The sequence below is a fragment of the Flavobacterium sp. genome (assembly GCF_046317795.1).
Lineage (GTDB): Bacteria > Bacteroidota > Bacteroidia > Flavobacteriales > Flavobacteriaceae > Flavobacterium.
Genome location: NZ_JBKCVI010000129.1, coordinates 1 through 18,905, shown reverse-complemented (window position 1 = coordinate 18,905; position 18,905 = coordinate 1). Strand labels below are relative to the sequence as shown.

The 18,905-nt window shown below is 32.3% G+C and carries 22 protein-coding genes and 1 tRNA gene; 18 read left to right on the top strand and 5 right to left on the bottom strand.

Going from position 1 to position 18,905, the window contains the following annotated elements; all coding sequences use genetic code 11:
• Positions 1-9 precede the first annotated feature (9 nt).
• Positions 10-495: a hypothetical protein gene (locus ACK5ON_RS07695; RefSeq protein ID WP_409821406.1), complete on the top strand. Its 486-nt coding sequence runs from the start codon at positions 10-12 to the stop codon at positions 493-495.
• Here ACK5ON_RS07695 and ACK5ON_RS07690 read toward each other — a convergent pair whose 3' ends face one another.
• Both ACK5ON_RS07690 and ACK5ON_RS07685 read right to left on the bottom strand, forming a co-directional pair.
• Positions 496-1,623, bottom strand: coding sequence for a glycosyltransferase family 2 protein (locus ACK5ON_RS07690; protein WP_409821405.1), 1,128 nt, complete (start codon positions 1,621-1,623; stop codon positions 496-498).
• A 75-nt stretch (positions 1,624-1,698) separates the two neighbouring features.
• A complete protein-coding gene (locus ACK5ON_RS07685; protein ID WP_409821403.1) occupies positions 1,699-2,628 on the bottom strand; it encodes a hypothetical protein in 930 nt (309 codons plus the stop codon).
• Positions 2,629-2,730: 102 nt separating this feature from the next.
• Here ACK5ON_RS07685 and ruvC point away from each other — a divergent pair, with 102 nt between their 5' ends.
• The 3 genes from ruvC to ACK5ON_RS07670 all read left to right on the top strand — a co-directional run bounded on the left by ruvC (position 2,731) and on the right by ACK5ON_RS07670 (position 4,802).
• Positions 2,731-3,285 (top strand): crossover junction endodeoxyribonuclease RuvC, encoded by a 555-nt coding sequence (gene ruvC / locus ACK5ON_RS07680; protein ID WP_396176449.1) that lies wholly within the window; start codon positions 2,731-2,733, stop codon positions 3,283-3,285.
• Positions 3,286-3,329: 44 nt separating this feature from the next.
• Positions 3,330-3,701, top strand: a complete 372-nt coding sequence (locus ACK5ON_RS07675) for a four helix bundle protein (protein ID WP_409821400.1) — start codon at positions 3,330-3,332, stop codon at positions 3,699-3,701.
• 270 nt (positions 3,702-3,971) lie between these two features.
• Positions 3,972-4,802, top strand: coding sequence for a hypothetical protein (locus ACK5ON_RS07670; RefSeq protein ID WP_409821398.1), 831 nt, complete (start codon positions 3,972-3,974; stop codon positions 4,800-4,802).
• Positions 4,803-4,978: 176 nt separating this feature from the next.
• Here ACK5ON_RS07670 and ACK5ON_RS07665 read toward each other — a convergent pair whose 3' ends face one another.
• Entirely contained in the window at positions 4,979-5,509 is a 531-nt protein-coding gene (locus ACK5ON_RS07665) for a DUF6252 family protein (protein ID WP_409821396.1), read from the bottom strand.
• Positions 5,510-5,635: 126 nt separating this feature from the next.
• Between ACK5ON_RS07665 and hemW the strand changes: the two genes are divergently transcribed.
• The 4 genes from hemW (at position 5,636) to ACK5ON_RS07645 (ending at position 8,808) form a co-directional block, all read left to right on the top strand.
• The gene (gene hemW, locus ACK5ON_RS07660; RefSeq protein ID WP_409821394.1) at positions 5,636-6,793 is read left to right on the top strand and encodes a radical SAM family heme chaperone HemW; all 1,158 of its coding nucleotides are present in this window, start codon (positions 5,636-5,638) and stop codon (positions 6,791-6,793) included.
• 304 nt (positions 6,794-7,097) lie between these two features.
• Entirely contained in the window at positions 7,098-7,916 is an 819-nt protein-coding gene (locus ACK5ON_RS07655) for a cyclase family protein (RefSeq protein ID WP_409821392.1), read from the top strand.
• A gap of 77 nt (positions 7,917-7,993) precedes the next feature.
• The gene (locus tag ACK5ON_RS07650) at positions 7,994-8,401 is read left to right on the top strand and encodes a GNAT family N-acetyltransferase (protein ID WP_409821390.1); all 408 of its coding nucleotides are present in this window, start codon (positions 7,994-7,996) and stop codon (positions 8,399-8,401) included.
• 35 nt (positions 8,402-8,436) lie between these two features.
• Positions 8,437-8,808 (top strand): MmcQ/YjbR family DNA-binding protein, encoded by a 372-nt coding sequence (locus ACK5ON_RS07645; protein ID WP_409821388.1) that lies wholly within the window; start codon positions 8,437-8,439, stop codon positions 8,806-8,808.
• Between the two features lie 121 nt (positions 8,809-8,929).
• Here ACK5ON_RS07645 and ACK5ON_RS07640 read toward each other — a convergent pair whose 3' ends face one another.
• A complete protein-coding gene (locus ACK5ON_RS07640; protein ID WP_396176208.1) occupies positions 8,930-9,217 on the bottom strand; it encodes a GIY-YIG nuclease family protein in 288 nt (95 codons plus the stop codon).
• 49 nt (positions 9,218-9,266) lie between these two features.
• A tRNA-Phe gene (locus tag ACK5ON_RS07635) sits at positions 9,267-9,339 on the bottom strand.
• A 98-nt stretch (positions 9,340-9,437) separates the two neighbouring features.
• Between ACK5ON_RS07635 and ACK5ON_RS07630 the strand changes: the two genes are divergently transcribed.
• The 10 genes from ACK5ON_RS07630 to ACK5ON_RS07585 all read left to right on the top strand — a co-directional run.
• A complete protein-coding gene (locus ACK5ON_RS07630; protein ID WP_396176207.1) occupies positions 9,438-10,166 on the top strand; it encodes a type III pantothenate kinase in 729 nt (242 codons plus the stop codon).
• Positions 10,163-11,413, top strand: coding sequence for a hypothetical protein (locus tag ACK5ON_RS07625; protein ID WP_409821385.1), 1,251 nt, complete (start codon positions 10,163-10,165; stop codon positions 11,411-11,413). The genes ACK5ON_RS07630 and ACK5ON_RS07625 overlap by 4 nt, the downstream gene beginning before the upstream one ends.
• A gap of 126 nt (positions 11,414-11,539) precedes the next feature.
• A complete protein-coding gene (locus tag ACK5ON_RS07620) occupies positions 11,540-12,814 on the top strand; it encodes a tetratricopeptide repeat protein (protein ID WP_396176203.1) in 1,275 nt (424 codons plus the stop codon).
• On the top strand, positions 12,814-13,365 hold the full coding sequence (gene lptC / locus ACK5ON_RS07615; RefSeq protein ID WP_409821383.1) for an LPS export ABC transporter periplasmic protein LptC: 552 nt from the start codon (positions 12,814-12,816) through the stop codon (positions 13,363-13,365). The genes ACK5ON_RS07620 and lptC overlap by 1 nt, the downstream gene beginning before the upstream one ends.
• Before the next feature lie 2 nt (positions 13,366-13,367).
• Positions 13,368-13,565, top strand: a complete 198-nt coding sequence (locus tag ACK5ON_RS07610; protein WP_396176199.1) for a hypothetical protein — start codon at positions 13,368-13,370, stop codon at positions 13,563-13,565.
• Between the two features lie 3 nt (positions 13,566-13,568).
• Complete coding sequence (locus ACK5ON_RS07605; RefSeq protein WP_409821381.1) at positions 13,569-14,828, top strand: hemolysin family protein; 1,260 nt, start codon at positions 13,569-13,571, stop codon at positions 14,826-14,828.
• Between the two features lie 108 nt (positions 14,829-14,936).
• On the top strand, positions 14,937-17,036 hold the full coding sequence (locus ACK5ON_RS07600; protein ID WP_409821379.1) for a peptidylprolyl isomerase: 2,100 nt from the start codon (positions 14,937-14,939) through the stop codon (positions 17,034-17,036).
• 169 nt (positions 17,037-17,205) lie between these two features.
• Complete coding sequence (locus ACK5ON_RS07595) at positions 17,206-17,424, top strand: hypothetical protein (RefSeq protein WP_409821377.1); 219 nt, start codon at positions 17,206-17,208, stop codon at positions 17,422-17,424.
• The gene (locus ACK5ON_RS07590) at positions 17,408-17,878 is read left to right on the top strand and encodes a hypothetical protein (protein ID WP_409821375.1); all 471 of its coding nucleotides are present in this window, start codon (positions 17,408-17,410) and stop codon (positions 17,876-17,878) included. The genes ACK5ON_RS07595 and ACK5ON_RS07590 overlap by 17 nt, the downstream gene beginning before the upstream one ends.
• Before the next feature lie 217 nt (positions 17,879-18,095).
• The coding region (locus ACK5ON_RS07585; RefSeq protein ID WP_409821373.1) for an RHS repeat domain-containing protein at positions 18,096-18,905 on the top strand (810 nt) is incomplete at its 3' end.

Sequence of the window (18,905 nt, the reverse complement as noted above, 5' to 3'; positions counted from 1 at the left end):
TTACCTATAATGATTAAAAATAAAATAGCAATTGGTTCATTTTTTATAACACTTTGTTTTTCCTGCCAATACTTTGAGAAGAAAGTTCCTTCTGAAAAGGAGTTGTTGGAGCAACAAATGAAGGAAATCAATTGGAAGGAAGTAGATGAATATCCATCGGTGGTGGATTGTGAAAAATTGACAGATAAAGAACTACAGAAACAATGTTTTTTTGATTTTTTGACAACAACTATTCAAGAGAAATTGGCAGTGGATACACTGTCTAACTTGTTTCCTCAGCTCGATACGATAGAAGTAAAGGTTACTGTTTTGCCTAACGCGATGCTACAGTTTGAACCTCAATTCCCAAAGGATTCTGTAGCGTATGATACTATTAAGATTGATAGTATTCTTCATGCTCGATTGGTGGATTTCCCAAAAGTTAACCCTGCGATTAAACGAGGTATTCCTGTAAAAACGCAATTTGTGTTGCCTGTTATTATTAAGCAGGAGTAGCTACTTTTTAAACGTTCTCCCTTTCCAAGAAAAACTTCCAAATAAAGAGTAAATTCCAACCAAACTGCTGTAGAAAGGATAGAGCAAACTGGAAGCCAAAGGCAACAACCATTTCCCTTTTAGTAAGTATTTGTTGGCTTTGTAAAGCAAGCAATAATCAACAAGATATTTTATTAGAAAAGGAATAAGTAGTATTTTCCAATTACAGCAACCATAAACCACAAACCATAAACCACAAACCAAACTCAAGTTCATTGACAATACAATAATTGCTAAAAACTTGGCATAACTACTTTGATAACTAGAAGTTTTACTTGCCCAACGAACACGCTGCATAAAGAGTTTGAACAAATCGTTTTCGGGCTTTGACTTTACAATAGTTTCGGTGTTTTTTAGATAATGCACTTTCTCGGGAACTTTGGCTACTGCTTTTTGCAACAGAAAAACGTCATCGCCACTGGCTATTTTGTTATTTCCGTTGAAACCATCGAGTTCTTGAAATAGTTTTTTAGTGTAAGCAAAATTAGCACCATTACACATAAACGGTTTATTGATGCCAAAACTTCCAATCGTAGTTCCTTGCAAACTCAGCAAATCGAGTTGTTGAAAATGATGAAACCAGTTGTTTTTGGTTTTATAAATGACAGCACCAACAATCATTTCAGCATCATTATTTTGAATATAATTATCAATGGTGAGTAGCCAATTAGGATTGACGATGCAATCGGCATCGGTGGTGATAATCCAATCGTGTTTGGCAATGGGCATCGCTCTGCCGATAGCATCTTTTTTGGGCGAATTGGACAGCCGAAGATTTTCCAGAAGCGTGGTGTCCAGATATTCATGCTCTAATCGCCAGCGAATGCAAATTCGTTCTGAACTATCCGTAGAAAAATCATCAACCAATATTACTTCGATTAACTTATACGGATAATTGAGTTTGGAAATGGATTGTAAAAGCTTGGATAAATTTTTTTCTTCGTTTCGAAAAGGAACGATAATGGTGAAAGCTGTTTTAGGTTTTTCATCGGTTCTTACAAAAGATTTGACCTTTTCAAAACCTATAATAAGTTGCAAAATAAATACAACATAAATCACTAAAACAACGAACAGTATAATTTCAATCATGAGTTACTATTTAACACGAATTTACAAAAATTATAAAACAAATAATTTAATTTTAATGGTTTACAATCTTTGTACTTATTGTCTTTGTGGCAAAACCTTAAAAATCATGACGTAGTAACTTCCAATAACGACAGGCAATACGACATTCAAAAACCACATTAGCGTACTAATGAAAACTACAATCCATTCGTTGACACCCAATTTTCCGAAGAAAAAAACAGCAACACTTCCTTTTACGGCAAAGTCCAAAAACTGAAAACTCGGTAATGAGGAAGCCAAAAAATATACCGTTGCAATGGTTGCCATCATTGTTACATAGGGTAAATCTACATCAAAAGCCAGAAATAAAAAATAGTATTGATGCGAAAAAACGAAATAGCGCAGCGTTCCTAAAAATATATTTTTTTGATGAATTGACTTTGGTATTTCGTTGATTTTCTGAAATAGTTTTTCGATGGAATAACCTTTTATTTTGACTTTTTTTGAAAGAAAAGAAAATAGAATAAAGAAAATAGACAAACCGACAATAGCCAAAGCCCATTTCCAATAGCCAAGGATAAAAAGTCCAATAGTTCCAAAAATGACAGTCAAAATCATTTGAATTCCGTTGCAGATGAGGTTCAAGAAAATGACTTTTTTGGTTTTCTTTTTATCGAAATACAATGCTTTTCCTGCGTATTCGCCTAACCCATTTGGCGTAAAAATCCCTGCGGTTAATGCACCAAGCACTTGCTTCGTCGATTCGCCAAGTGAAATAGGTTTTAAAAAAGAAACCAGATTTTGCCATTTTAAAATTTCCAAATACCGATTGGCAACACTGAAGGAAAGCAAAAATAATATTCCAAGTATTGATTGTTTTTCTTTGACTAAGGTGATGAACTTTTCCCAGTCTAATTGGTCATTATTTGCCAATTGATTGTATATGAAATAAAAAGCAGCAGATACAATCAAAAGTTTGACCAGAAAAACGAGGAATTGCTTAGCTTTGTGAGGAATTGAAATCATTAGCCCCCTTGCCCCCAAAGGGGGAATTAAAAGTGTTACTAAATTTAATTCGTAAAATAACAAATAAACTTCGTGACTTAGTGCCTTTGTGGCAAAAAAATTATGGCAAACGAACGCATCATATTAGGAATTGACCCTGGAACCACCATTATGGGTTTTGGGTTGATAAAAGTCATCAACAAAAAAATGGAATTCATTCAGTTGAATGAACTACAATTATCCAAATATGACAATCATTACCAACGATTAAAAATCATTTTCGAGAGAACTATTGAACTTATCGACACCCATCATCCAGATGAAATAGCTATTGAAGCACCATTTTTTGGCAAAAATGTACAATCGATGTTAAAATTAGGTAGAGCACAAGGCGTGGCAATGGCAGCCGGACTTTCGAGAGACATTCCCATAACCGAATACGAACCTAAGAAAATAAAAATGGCCATCACCGGAAACGGAAATGCCAGCAAAGAGCAAGTAGCAAAAATGCTCCAGCAACTATTGGGGTTAAAAACATTACCCAAAAATCTTGATTCTACCGATGGTTTGGCTGCTGCCGTTTGTCATTTTTTCAACTCTGGAAAAACCGTTGGAGAAAAAAGTTATACGGGTTGGGATGCTTTTGTGAAACAGAATGAAGAGCGAATAAAGAAGTAGTGTTCAGTGCTCAGTTTTTCAGTGTTCAGTTTAAAAATTTACGTATGAGATTTCAAGATTTATTAGCTTATAAAAAAGGGTTTGAGGTTGCCATGGAAATTTTTGAACTAACTAAAAGTTTTCCAAAGGAAGAAACATATTCATTGACAGACCAAATTAGAAGAAGTTCAAGAAGCGTCACTATTACTATTTCTGAAGCTTATAGAAAAAGAGAATATCCAAAGTATTTTCATAGTAAGTTAACTGATGCCGATGCTGAAAACTCCGAAACACAAGGTTGGTTAGAATATTCTTTAGCATGCAATTATATTACAAATGAAATGTATCAACAAATAGTTGAAAAGTCTGAAGAAGTAGGTAGATTGATAAATTATATGATATTAAATCCTGAAAAATTTGGTTTTAAAAATCACTAATATCAAACTGAATACTAATAACTGAAAACTGAACACTTCAAAATGAGCGGCATTTTCATCCACATACCTTTCTGCAAACAAGCATGTCATTATTGCGACTTTCATTTTTCGACTTCACTGAATAAGAAAGGCGAAATGGTTTTGGCTTTAGCCAATAATAGTGAGATTTCTTTTTATTGTTTTAATTTTAGTGTTTGAAAAAAAAAGATTAATTTTAAGAAATATCAGTAATTTTTTTTATAATTGCATTAATTATTTAAAAACTTAAAAATGAAAAATTTTAAACTTATTTGTCTTTTAGTATTAGCTATTGGTGTTTTTTCTTGTTCTTCTGATAGTGATGGAGAAAATTCTGATTCAGCTGCTTTAACCGTAAATGGAAATCCGGTAACATTAAGTAATGTTTTTGCTCAAAAAAGTGAAAGAACAATAGCTATTTCAGCAATTGGTAGCAATGGTTCTTCAATTGAACTATTATTTAATAAATTTGGTGATTTAGAATCTGTATTATATGATACTGAAAATGGCGATTCATATTATAATTATCAATACTTCAAATCAAATTATTTTACTTTCAACATAGTTTCATTAAATGAAAGTACAAATAGAGTGAAAGTAACTTATAACGGAACATTATATACTAATGAGAACGATCTTAACTCAGGAAGTATAACAATATCAGGAAGTTTTGACACTGAATATATTAACCAAACTCCTTTAATAACTGGAACAGGTTTGTTCTGTAAAATTGCTGGTCAAGATTGGTACGAAACTGACTTTTGGGACAATGGATTTTCAAATGTTGATAGAAAATTTATTAGTGACGATGACAAAATGATTGTTATGAACTTAACAGAAGAGACTATCGGAACGGGTACATATACATTTACTAATAATAGTTCAAATAAAATTGGTTTCGCCAAATTTAATACTACAACTAAAGAATATGATTTCTATCAAACAACTGGAACATTAACTATAACATCAAATACAATTGTTTCAAGTTTTATCAGAATAATTGAAGGGACATTTAGTCTAACAGCAACAAATAGTTCTGGCTCAATCCAAGTTACTAATGGAACTTTTAAAACTAATTTTTAAGCTTTAACCTTTTACAAATTAATATAAATGCCAGACTTATGTCTGGCATTTATATTCACATACCTTACTGCAAGCAAGCTTGTCATTATTGCGACTTCCATTTTTCGACTTCACTAAAACAGGACAAGGAAAGTATAAAAAAATAGCATGAGAATTTCTCATGCTATTTTATATTTTTAGTTTTCGTATTTATAACGGAAAGTTCCTTCTGTTACATTTGCATTTACTATAGATGCGGGGTCATTTTGATCACCATCTGTTGATGTAAATTGGAATGTACCTTTAACAATTTTTGAAGAGCTATTTACTTCAGTTATTACAATAGTTCCAGATTTGGTTTTTTCACTTTCAGAGTTACTATTGTCAATTAAGTCAATATAATGTGAAGCTGGAGTATCAAAAGTCTCAGGCGCTAAAGTGTAAGTGCCTACAGCAATTTGAGATCTTTTAAGCCAAAGATTAATTTCAGGGTTTCCAAAAGTACCACCAGCTCTACCTTGCAGCATAACATAATCTTCTATTGGATAGTAAGACCAAATATTGCTATCTGAAAAGAGATTTGTGCCAAAAGGGTTGTTGGCCTCAAAAGTTGAACCATTAATTTTTGCTGTCATTGCAAATTGTGGGACATCTGAGCTATTATCAGAAGATGAACATGAAGTTACAGCAAATGACAATGCCAAAAAAAGAATTGAAATTTTTTTCATAAATATTTGGTTTTAGTTTTTGGCTAAAATATAATTTTAAATTGAAATTAGATTATTTTTACAAAGAATAGTATAAAAATCAGTAAGAATTTTTCGATTTTGTTGTTTTAGTTACTAAATATTAAAATGAGCGGCATTTACATCCACATCCCATTTTGCAAACAAGCATGTCATTATTGCGACTTTCATTTTTCGACTTCATTGAAGAAGAAAGACAAAATGGTTTTGGCTTTGGCCAAAGAAATTGCAATGCGTAAAAGTGAATTTCAAGATGATGCAGTTGAAACCATTTATTTTGGTGGTGGAACGCCATCGATATTGCAGATTGCAGATATTCGATTGTTGATTGATGAAGTGTATCGAAATTACAAAGTTGTTGATAATCCCGAAATAACCCTAGAAGCCAACCCCGATGATTTAACCCCAATCTTGTCATTCCGAGGAACGAGGAATCTCTTTAAAGAATTTAAAGCAATAGGAGTTAACCGTCTTTCTATCGGAATTCAATCTTTTTTTGAAGACGATTTAAAGCTGATGAACCGAGCACACAATTCGGAAGAGGCAAAGAGTTGTTTAGAAATCGCCACACAATATTTTGATAATATTTCGATCGATTTGATTTATGGCATGCCTAATATGAGCAACGAAAAATGGCTGCAAAACATTGAAACGGCTTTGTCTTATAACATTCCACATATTTCGAGTTATGCTTTGACCGTAGAACCCAAAACAGCATTGCACACCTTTATCCAAAAAGGGATTATTCCACAGCTTGATGATGAGGTGGCACAAGAACATTTTCATTTACTGGTGGATAAACTAGAAGAAAATGGGTTTATCCATTATGAATTGTCCAATTTTGGGAAAGAAAACTATTTTTCTAAAAACAATTCGAGTTATTGGTTGGGCAAAAAATACATCGGAATTGGTCCATCAGCGCATAGTTATGATGGTGAAAAACGCGGTTGGAATGTGTCCAATAATGCACTTTATCTGAAATCAATTCAAGAAAATAAATTGCCTTTAGAAACAGAAACCTTAACTAAAACCGACCGTTACAACGAATATGTAATGACAGGTTTGAGAACTATTTGGGGAATTTCTTTAGACCGAATTGCAACCGAATTTGGGAAAACCTATTTGGATTATTTAAACCAACAAGCGGCGAAATACATCGAAGATCATTTGCTTTTTGTGGATGATAACATTTTGCGGACAACCAAAAGTGGTAAGTTTTTGAGTGATGGAATTGCATCAGACTTATTTTTGTTAAATTTGGAATGATTTAACATTAAGAAGTTAAGATTAATTAAGGTTTTCATTAAGTCTTAACTAAGCTTAATGTGAATTTCTTAATTCCTTAATGGTTAAAATTTGAAAGCAATAATTAATAACATCGAAATCGACTTATCAAAACCTATTGATATATCCATTCCGTAAATGCTAAGTTTTTGAGTGATGGAATTGCATCAGACTTATTTTTGTTAAATTTGGAATGAAATAGGAACGCTGATAGAACGGATGCAAGCACCGCTGATAAAATCTGTTAAAATCCGCGTTATAATATCAGTAAAATCCGCGTTCAATTATGCTAGCTTTCATAGATAATCAATTCGAAATCGACTTATCAAAACCTCTTGATATTTCCATTCCGTTATCCAATACAGACCAAAACCCTATTGCTTGGTATTTGGAAAAACCAGTTATCGAGCCCGTTCGTTTTGGTTCCGAAGGTTCGGAATGGATTGGAAAAGTGTCACAAGGAAGCTCGACCAATTTTAACAATATTTTCTTTAATCCTCATGGGCATGGTACACATACGGAATGTTTGGGGCACATTACACGGGAATTTTATTCTATAAATCAATGTTTGAAACAGTTTTTCTTTACGGCCGAATTGATTTCCATTACACCAGAAAACATAAATGGCGATTTAGTAATAACAAAAGAACAAATTCAACATCATTTTGTCATTTCGACGAAGGAGAAATCACATAATCAAATCCAAAATCCAGAAGCACTTATCATCCGAACATTACCAAATCTTGAAGAAAAAAAACATAAAAATTATTCTAAAACCAATCCACCTTATTTGGCTGAGGATGCTGCAATATTCGTTCGAGATATTGGAATTAAACATTTATTAATTGATTTGCCAAGTGTGGATAGGGAAGAAGACGAAGGAAGATTATTGGCACACAAAGCGTTTTGGAATGTGAAAGATGTCAATAATCTCAATACTGATGCTAGACTAGATTGTACGATTACTGAGATGATTTTTGTAGATGATACTATTCAAGACGGGAGTTATGTTTTAAACTTACAAATGGCGTCGTTTGAAAATGATGCTTCGCCTAGTAAACCAATTCTTTATAGTGTTCACTGTTCAGAAAATAGTGTTCAGTAAAATAGCTGACAACTTGAAACTTAACTTGAACTTGAAAACGTATTAACTGATTACTAAAAACTGACCACTGACCACTAATGATAACCGTTTCCACAGATAAAAACAAATTGGATGTTCCATTTATTCAAAACTTTTTGAAGGACATTTATTGGGCAGCAGGACGAACAATGGATGAAGTACAAACCACCATTGACGCTTCGTTTTGCTTCGGAATTTATTTAGATGAGAAACAAATTGGATTTGCCAGAGTAGTTACCGATTATGTGGTTTTTGCTTATTTAATGGATGTATTTATTGATAAAAAATATCGTGGAAATGGATATTCATCCATCTTGATTGAGGCAATGATGAACGAACCAAAATTACAGCAAGTCAAAATTTGGCGTTTGGCAACCTCAGATGCCCATTTTTTATATGAGAAATTTGGATTTACACCGTTAGCTCATCCTGAAAAAATGATGGAAAAAGTTATAAAAATTTCATAAATCAAAATTTCATAAATCAACAATCTTTAATTGTCATGAACATCCAACAACTTTATGAATTTTGTCTCTCCAAAAAAGCGGTGACCGAACATTTTCCGTTTGATGAAGACACTTTGGTCTTTAAAGTGGGTGGAAAAATGTTTTGTCTGACTTCAATTAAAGAATGGGAAAACGGAACACCATCTTTAAATTTAAAATGCGACCCAGAACGAGCAGAGGAATTACGTGCCCAATATGAAGCGATAAAACCGGGTTATCACATGAGTAAAATACATTGGATAACAGTTGATTTTAAAAGCGATGTTTCGGATAAGATGATTTGTGAGTTAATTAATCATTCTTATGATTTGGTTTTTAAAAGTTTGACCAAAAAGTTACGAGACGAAATTAATAGTTCAACAGATTAACCACGAAGACACGAAGATTCTACACGAAGTTCATGATAACAAAAAACCCATCAACTTTTTAGTGATGGGTTTTTGTGGTACCTCCAGTCCCGACGCTTCGGGAGAACCAGGGACACATGGATTATGCTTCTTTTTTAGACAGAATATCTATAAGAATATCAGGATTAGAAACTATTTGTTGTATAAAAATTTTACTTTTCATTCTTTTAATAAATTTTTCAAGATAAACAGCATCACTCTTTTTATCAAAATCTAACTTTAAGCAAAGTTCCCAATCATTTGCAATCTTACTGAAAGAACCCGAATAAGAATGATTATTATGTTTCAATATTCTTTCTGCTACATTGTGACTTTCGCCAACATAGTATTTATTTACAGTTTTTGAAAAAAGAATGTATAAACAATGCATTTTATAAAGATAACAAAAAACCCATCAACTTTTTAGTGATGGGTTTACGTGGTACCTCCAGGAATCGAACCAGGGACACATGGATTTTCAGTCCATTGCTCTACCAACTGAGCTAAGGTACCTTTTTAATGCGGGTGCAAATATAGAACGATTTTTAATTTATCCAAAACAAATACTAAAAAAAAACTATTCGTACATTAGCCCTATCAAAAACCGATATATGCTTTTAGCCATTGATGTTGGAAATACAAGAATTAAAGCGGGTGTATTTGAAAATAATATACTTTTAGAGCAACTAGATTTCAATAATGACAAGTTGCAATCACGAATTGGTATTCTTTTACAATTACATCCAAAAATAGCAACTATCATAGTCGCTTCCGTTGGAAATATTGAAAAAAAAGATGTATTGTTTTATGAGAATAAAGTTGCTGTAATCTTCCTTTCACATGAAAGTAAGTTTCCATTTCATAATTTGTACGCTTCGCCAGATACTCTTGGTATTGACAGAATGGTTTTAGCAGCTGGTGCTGTTTTACAATTTCCAAATCAAAATAGATTAGTAATTGATGCGGGAACATGCATTACTTATGATTTCATTGATTCTAAAAACAACTATCTTGGTGGTGCCATCTCTCCTGGAATAAGACTGCGCTACGAAGCTTTGCACCAGCATACAGCAAAATTACCTTTACTCACCAAAAAATATCCCGAAAATACTATTGGAAATTCAACTCAAGAGTCAATACACTCTGGAGTTGTTAATGGCGTAATTTTTGAAATAGATGGTTTTATCAAACAATACAAAGACCAATACGCTAAATTTATCATAATTTTAACGGGTGGCGATGGAGATTTTTTGGCTAAACGATTAAAAAATACCATCTTTGCCAATTCAAATTTTCTACTTGAAAGTTTGAACCAAACTTTTCAATACAATCAAAAATGATTAAAAAAATTATAGTAAGCTTATGTTTACTAATTTCATTTACTGCTTTAACTCAAGAAGGAACATCATCAGCTTATTCATTTTATGGAATTGGCGATATACGATTTAAAGGTACAGTTGATACTCGTGCTATGGGAGGAATTTCTGTTTTCCCTGATAGTATTCATATAAATATTCAAAATCCTGCTCACTTCGCAAGTCTTAAATATACCACTTTTGGCGTTGCAGGAACTTACAACACAACTAATTATAAAACAGAAACCCAAGAGCAAAGATCTAAACGTACTACACTTGATTATTTTGCGGTTGGTATTCCTGCTGGTAAACTGGGTTTCGCTATTGCACTTTATCCCTATTCCTCTGTAGGATATAAAATTCAAAATATATCATCCGACGCAACTCCTGTTTTTTCAAGATATGGTGGTGTTGGTGGTGTTACTAGAGTCTTTGCTGGTGCAGGTTATCAATTGACCAAAAAAATTAATATTGGTGTTGATATTCAATACAACTTTGGAACGATTGAAACAACAAGTTTGAGATTTATAAATACCGTTCAATATGGAACGCGAGAGAAAAATAATTCAAACTTACAAGGATTAAATGCCGATTTTGGGATTACCTATCAAACAAAACTCAAAGGCAATCGTTCTTTTTTCAGTAGCTTAACTTACACACCTCAATCAGAAATGAAACTTAACAATGCACGAAGTATTGAAATTATTCAATTTTTAAATTCAGGCGCTGTTGGTGTTATTGAATCTGAGGATATTAATGTGGAAGACACCAATATTAAAATTCCATCAAAATTAACCTTTGGTACTGGTTATGGAAGAGTGAAAAATTGGTTAATTGGTGGCGAAATCTCTTTAATTGAAAATAGTGTAATGTCAAATCGATTTAACGATATAGATGATGCCTTTTTTGAAAATACTGTCCGTTATAACTTAGGTGGTTATTATATTCCAAATTATAATTCTTATTCCAATTATTTCAAAAGAGTTACCTATAGAGCTGGATTGCGTTATGAAAACACAGGTTTAGTTATTCAAAATAAGTCAATTACTGATTTTGCTGGAACTTTTGGTCTAGGTTTACCTATAAATGGTACTTTTTCAAATATTAATATTGCTGTTGAAATCGGAAAAAGAGGCACAAAATATAATAACTTAGTAGAAGAAAACTATATCAACTTTGTTGTTGGATTATCATTTAACGATAGATGGTTCGTAAAACGTAAATTTGATTAAAACCCACAGTTATGAAATCGCCACTAAAAAAAGTTTGTTGCAAACAAATACAATTCAATAAAAAGGCGATACCACCTGCCTGTCGGCAGACAGGTATGTGACCTCTGAAAAATAAATTTTACATATATGAAAACTATCTTTTCTTTGGCATTCATTCTTTTTATTTCAATTTTGAATGCTCAAAAGTATGACTGTTTGCCAAAAATGGCGGCTTACCAAGAACTTTACAAGGCAAAAAAAATAACTGAGTCTTTTGAACTTTGGAGCGAAGTGAAAAAAAATTGCCCAAAAGAAAATGAAACAATCTATACTGATGGTTTTTCTATTCTTCAATATAAAATTGATAATGCTTTTAATGATGAAGAAAAAACAGCTTTAGTTCGCGATAAAATGAAATTGTATGACCAATACAATAAAAATTTCCCTTTAACTACAGCCGATTTTGAAGTTAACAAAGCCATGACTTTATATGATAATAAAATTGATGCAAAAGCAGAAATCTTCGGTTTGCTTGAAAGTGGTTTTTTACACGCTCCAAATAGTATCACCAATGCCAATGCTATTTATCTCTATTTCAGTATGTACATTGAAAAATACAAGGCAACTGATATAAAAATTTCATCAGATGTAGTTCTTGAAAAATATACTTTGGTAAATTCATTACTTTCCCAATTACAAATTTCGCATCCTGAAAAAATAGAAGATTATACAACTGCCCAACGTGGAATAAATGCTTTGGCAAAAGACATTGCAAGCTGTGATAATTTAAGTGCTTATTATGAAAAAAAATATGAAGCAAATCAAGAAAATATAGCTTGGTTATCAACTGCTTTAAACAATCTTTCTGGAAAATGTAGTGCTAAACCAATATTCAATACCATGGCTGAAAAATTGTATGCTTTACAAGTTACACCACAAACGGCTTACTTCATGGCATTAGCTTCGTTGAAGCAAAAAAAATTCCCCGAAGCGATTCGTTTTTATGAAGAATCGGCACAATTGCATACCAATCCCATTGAAAAAGCAACTGTTTACTATACATTGGCTACCGGTTTAGTGAGTGGCGAAAAAGCTAAATCAAAAGAATATCTAAACAAAGCCATTAGCTTTGATCCAAAAATGGGAAAAGCCCATTTGTTTTTAGCAGAGCTTTATGCTTCAAGTAAAGAGGAATGTGGAAAAACAGATTTTGAAAAAAAAGCAGTTGTTTATTTGGCTATTCAAACCCTAAGAAAGGCGAATTTAGCGGACCCAAAATTACAACCAACGGCAGATAAAATGGTGGCTAATTATGCTTCACAATCGCTAACTCAAGACGAAATTAATAAAGCAAAAATGAATGGAAAATCACTAAACATTGGTTGTTGGATTAATGAAACCGTAACTTTTCCATCTAAATAATGAAATGGTTTTCTAGAAATAGTGTTCCTTTTTTCTTTGCGGTATTTTTTTGCCTCACCATTCTTTCCTGCGAAAGTAATTTTAAAGACGTGCAAAAAATGGGGGTTTCTGAATTTGCTCCCAGTGGCGATGCTGATTCAATTAACTTAAAATATACAGACTCAGGTAGAATTACAGCCAATTTAATTAGTCCAAAAATGCTTGACTATGCCACGGTTGAATTTCCATACACTGAGTTTCCTAATGGAATTCACCTTACGCTATATGATAAAAATGGCAAAGAAACCTATATTGATGCTGCTTATGCCATTTCTCACAAAGCTACCAATATAATAGATTTACAAGGAAAAGTGAAGATATCCAATCAAAACGGCGATTTGTTGGAAACTGAGCAATTGTATTATGACCAAAAAAATGAATGGTTTTTTACCGAAAAAAAGTTTAAATTTACATCTCCAAAAGGAGTTTCATATGGTGAAGGAATTGATTTTAGTAAAGACTTCAAAAAAGTAAACTCTCAAAAAATATCAGGAGAAGTCCAATCAGAATAATTATGAACTATTTAAAATTTACCCAATACGCTTACTTGATTGCAGCAGTACTATTTGCAATTGATGGCTTCAGAGAATACAATGCCGGAAATAAAGAAGGTGCCTATTTACGATTCGGATTTACAGCAATAGGAGTGTTTATGTTTTTCTTCAGAAGAAAGTTTGCTAGAAAGTTTGAAGATCATAACAAAAAACCTTAATCCATGGAAATCGGAATAATCATTCTGTGTTTGATACTTTCCGCATTTTTTTCTGGGATGGAAATAGCTTTTGTTTCTTCCAACAAAATCTATCTTGAAATCGAAAAAAAACAAGACGATTTTATTTCAAAAATCCTGACAAAGCTTACTGAAAAGCCCTCGAAATTTATTGCTACGATGCTCGTTGGCAATAACATTGCTATGGTGGTATATGGTTTTTTTATGGGCGATTTATTAATGAATTGGTTCAGAAATTTGGGTTATCATTTCACCGATTTGTCTAATTTATTGCTTCAAACTTCTATTTCAACCTTGATTGTTTTAATGACATCTGAATTTTTACCTAAAGTGTTTTTTCAGATTTATGCTAATAGTTTTATCAAAATTTTTGCGCTACCAGCTTATTTTTTCTACAAATTGTTTTACTACTTTTCATCTACTTTACTAGGAATATCTGATTATGTGTTGAAGAAATTTTTTAAAACCGAAGGCGATCAAATTACCCTTTCCTTCAGTAAAGTAGAATTAGGCAATTATATTTCAGAGCAGATGAATGCTATAGATGACCACGAAAACATTGACTCTGAAATTCAAATTTTTCAAAATGCACTAGAATTTTCAGGTGTAAAAGCAAGAGATATTATGACACCTCGAACAGAGATAGTGGCTGTTGACTTGTATAGTTCGGTAGTGGAATTAAGAGAGTTATTTATTAAAACAGGTTATTCTAAAATTTTAGTTTATCACAATACACTTGATGACATTGTAGGATACATTCATTCCTTTGAACTATTCAAAAAACCAAGAACCATAAAATCTGTAATGATACCTGTTGAATTTGTTCCCGAGACGGTTTTTATTAAAGACACCATGAATTTACTTACCAAAAAAAGAAAAAGTGTGGCTGTGGTTTTAGATGAATATGGAGGAACATCTGGAATAATTACTATGGAAGATATTGTAGAAGAACTTTTTGGAGAAATAGAAGACGAACACGACTCTGTTGAATCTTTAATTGAAAACCAACTTGACAAATCCACCTATTTGTTTTCTACCCGATTGGATGTTGAATATCTAAATGAGGAATACAAATTGAATATTCCCGAGAGTGATTCATACAGTACTTTGGGAGGATTTATTGTCGATTTTTCAAAAGAAATTCCACAAAAAGGCAGTCAAATAAACATAGGAAATTTTCAATTTCTAATTGAAGAAGCAACTAACAAAAAAATTGAGTTGGTAAAAATGACTATATTGGATTAATTTCCAAAAAAAAATCAAAAAATATATGAAATTATCAGGGTGTGAGTATTATTATTTCACATATAATTGTATTTTCGCAAACTAAAATAAAAATTAATAAGAATAGAAATGGCAGTTTTATCAAAAATTAGAAAACGTTCGGGTTTACTTTTACTAGCAATAGGTTTTGCATTATTGGCTTTTGTCGTGCAAGATTTATTTAGTAGCGGTATGAAAAGTTTCTCTAAAGAAGTAGGAAGTGTAAATGGAAAAGATATTTCTTTTGAAGAATTTAGAGTAAAAGTTGCAAATACTGAAAAGAATCAACAAAATGGTCAAAGCATGACTGCTTTACAAGCTTCAAATCAAGTATGGAATCAAGAAGTAAATGTAGCATTGCTCACCGCTGAATTCGAAAAATTGGGTTTACGCGTTGGCGAAAAACACATAATTGAAGTTTTCAAAGCTGACCCAAATATTGGTCAAAACCAACTTTTTTTAAATGCAGCAGGAAAATTTGACTTGAACAAATTCAAAGAGTATTTCAAATCAAATCCTGAAGGGATTCAAATGTTGAAAGAAAGAGAAAAAGATGCTGAACTTAATGCCAAGTATCAAATATACAATTCCTTAGTGAAAGGCGCAATGTTTACTACTGATGCTGAAGGGAAAATGAAATATGAAGCAGAAACTAACAAAGTTACTTTTGATTTTGTTGCTGTTCCTTTCTCAAGTATTAAAGATAGCGATGTGAAAATTACTGATGACGAGATTGTTGCTTACATGAAAACTAAAGAAAAGAAATTCAAATCGGAAGAATCTCGTGAGTTGGATTATGTGCTTATAGAAGAAAAACCATCTGCACAAGACGAAGCCGAAATTAAGAAAAATGTAGATGCGTTACTTTTACCAAGCGTTCGTTACAATTCTGAAACAGGTAAAAATGATACTATTCCGGGTTTTCAATCGGTTACAAACAACGCTGAGTTTGTAAACATGAATTCTGATATTCCTTTCGATTCAACCTATGTAGCCAAACAAGATTTACCAGCAGAAAATGCAGAACAATTATTTAATTTGGCTACTGGTGCTATATATGGACCTTATATGTACAATAATTATTACTGTATTTCTAAATCCTTAGGAAGAAAAGCAGGCGCAAAATCAAAAGCAAGCCACATCTTAATTAGCTGGGAAGGTACACAAGTTCCAAACAAAAAAGAAAAGAGAACTAAAGAACAAGCCAAAGCAAAAGCTGAAGGTTTGCTAGCCCAAGCTTTAGCTAATCCATCTATGTTTATGATTTTGGCAATGTCAAACTCTGATGACTCCTCTGCACAACAAGGTGGTGATTTAGGATATTTTGCACCTGGACAAATGGTAAAACCATTTAATGATTTTGTATTCAATAATCCAATTGGAAAAATTGGTTTAGTAGAAACCGAATTTGGGTACCATATTATTAATGTTACGGACAAGCAAGATGCTGTAAAATTAGCTACTATTGCACAAAAAATTGAGCCATCAGAAGCAACTAATGATAAAACATATACCCAAGCAACCAAATTTGAAATGGATGCTGCTACTAAAGATTTTGCCGCTTTAGCCAAAACAATGAAGTTGACTGTAAATCCATCTGTTAGAGTTAAAGCTATTGATGAGAACTTTGGTTCTGTTAACAATCAAAGGCAAATTGTGAAATGGGCATTTGAAAGTGGCACCAAAATAGGCAGTGTAAAACGTTTTGAAATTGTAAACGTTGGTCACGTAATTGCTAAATTGAAAAAAATAAACGAAAAAGGTTTAATGGCAGTTGAAGAAGGAAGACCACAAGTTGAGCCAATTTTAAAGAACAAAAAGAAAGCGGAAAAAATTAAAGCTAAAATGAATGGAACTTCATTAGCTACTATTGCTGCTTCAAACAAAGTAACGGTTCAAAATGCTTTGGATTTAACAATCGAAAATCCTTCAGTTCCTGGTGCAGGATTTGAACCAAAAGTTGTGGGAACTGCGTTTTCATCTAAAGCAGGTCAAGTTTCAAAACCTATTGAAGGGAATTCTGGTGTGTATGTTATTGCTACTAAAGTAGTAACTAAAGCTCCTAAGATTGCTAAATATACTGACTACGTTGCCAAATTAAAACCACAAGTTGTAGGTAACGCTGGAAGATTCATGCAAGCGTTGAAAAACGATGCGGACATCCAAGACAACAGAGCTGATTTTTATTAATCGTTCTACGTTTCATAAAGAAAATCCCGAAGTTATGCTTCGGGATTTTTTTATTCTAATATGGTAACCTTTTGCAGATTTTTTTATAAAATTACATTGGAATTATACTAATTTGGATAATGAGTAGAAGTTATTTTGTTAGATTTGTTTTTTAACATAGAATGCGCTATTGGGGCTTGTTGGAACTTATGAAGCTGAATATGCTGGCTCTAATGATGAATATAAAGCAGATGCTAAAGACCATAGCATGTCTGATACACCTGGGAATTGGAATGTATTTAAAAATGGAGAATTAATTAGAAGTTATAAAGGTAATTGGACACCTACTAATAATCCTAGTTGGTGGGATGATTTAACGAAAAAAAATAATTATGAAGCTAACAATTAATTTATTCAGTATTGTATTTACTATAATGTTGATATTTGGATGTAGTAATAAAAAGAAAGGTACTCCAATAAATACTATAACTTTAAATGACAGAGAATATTATATAAAAGAGGCTTTAACTAAAGGAGATACTAGTGCATATTCTAATTTAAACGATTACTATATGGATTACTCCATAGATGGTATTCTTTATCCTGCTTTAATAATGGCAAATAAATATGAATATCATTTGGCTTATCTTAATGTTTATGAAGCTTTGACAAGTCAAGACCATAAAATGGGTGTTTCTGAATTACAAGATTTAGACCCAGTTACTAGAGAAATGGCTTTAGATTATTTAAAAAAGGGAGCTGAAAAAGGCAATAAAGAATGTAAAAAGATATTAGGTAAACATTACTTAGAAGGGAAATATATTGAAAAAGACATCATTAAAGCAAAACTACTCATAGAATAAAGTGAGCACTAAAATAGATGGTAATGTTCCAAAGTTAGTGTTAGACATTTTGCAAAAAGGTAATCTTTTGTAAATCAGTTTTAAAAAGGTAATATTCCAAAGTTAGTGATGAACAACTTTCAATCATTTAACCAATTGTAAATCAATAAATAATTAAAATTTAAAGTAAAAAGGCGAGTTATATAGTTCGTCTTTTTTATGTTTGATACTATCTGCTTTGAGTAATCCTATTACCAATATGTATAACGAACAGATGGATTATGACAAGAACGGCAATATTAAGAGTTTGAAACGCAATGGCGATTTTGATTCTAACATTTATGGTTTTATGGAAATTGATGATTTAGTGTATGACTATGATGATAACCTAAAAAATCAGTTGGTGAATGTGACCGATAATACAAATGACCCTAAAGGGTTTAAAGACGAAAATACTGGTACCGCTGATTATGCCTATGATGCTAATGGTAATATGATTAAAGATGAGAATAAATTTATTAGTAGTATAGTTTACAATCATTTGAACTTACCCACCCAAATAAATTTTGCAACAGGCGACAAAATTGAATACCTTTATAACGCTATAGGACAAAAGAAAAGCAAGAAAGTGACCCAAGCTGATACAGAAACTCTGACGGATTATCTAGACGGGTTTCAGTATACCAATGAGGTGTTAAACTTTTTTCCACATGCCGAGGGTTATGTGAATATGAGTTATTGTAGGCGCTGTGATGAACAAGGAAGTAAGTTTGAATTTAATTATGTGTATAACTATACCGACCATTTAGGGAATATTAGAGTGAGTTATAGCGTAGATAAAATAGACAGAGTTCTTAAAATATTGGAAGAAAACCATTACTACCCTTTTGGGTTGAAGCATACCAATTACAACTCGGGTAATAAAAAGTATTATGAAGAAGATATTGTGCAACCTATAGGAATGGTTGTTGCTGAGGCACCAGCTGAGCTAGAAGCGTTTGGTAAAAAGATCATACAAACTTTGCCAAGTGATGGTGTGATGTATAAG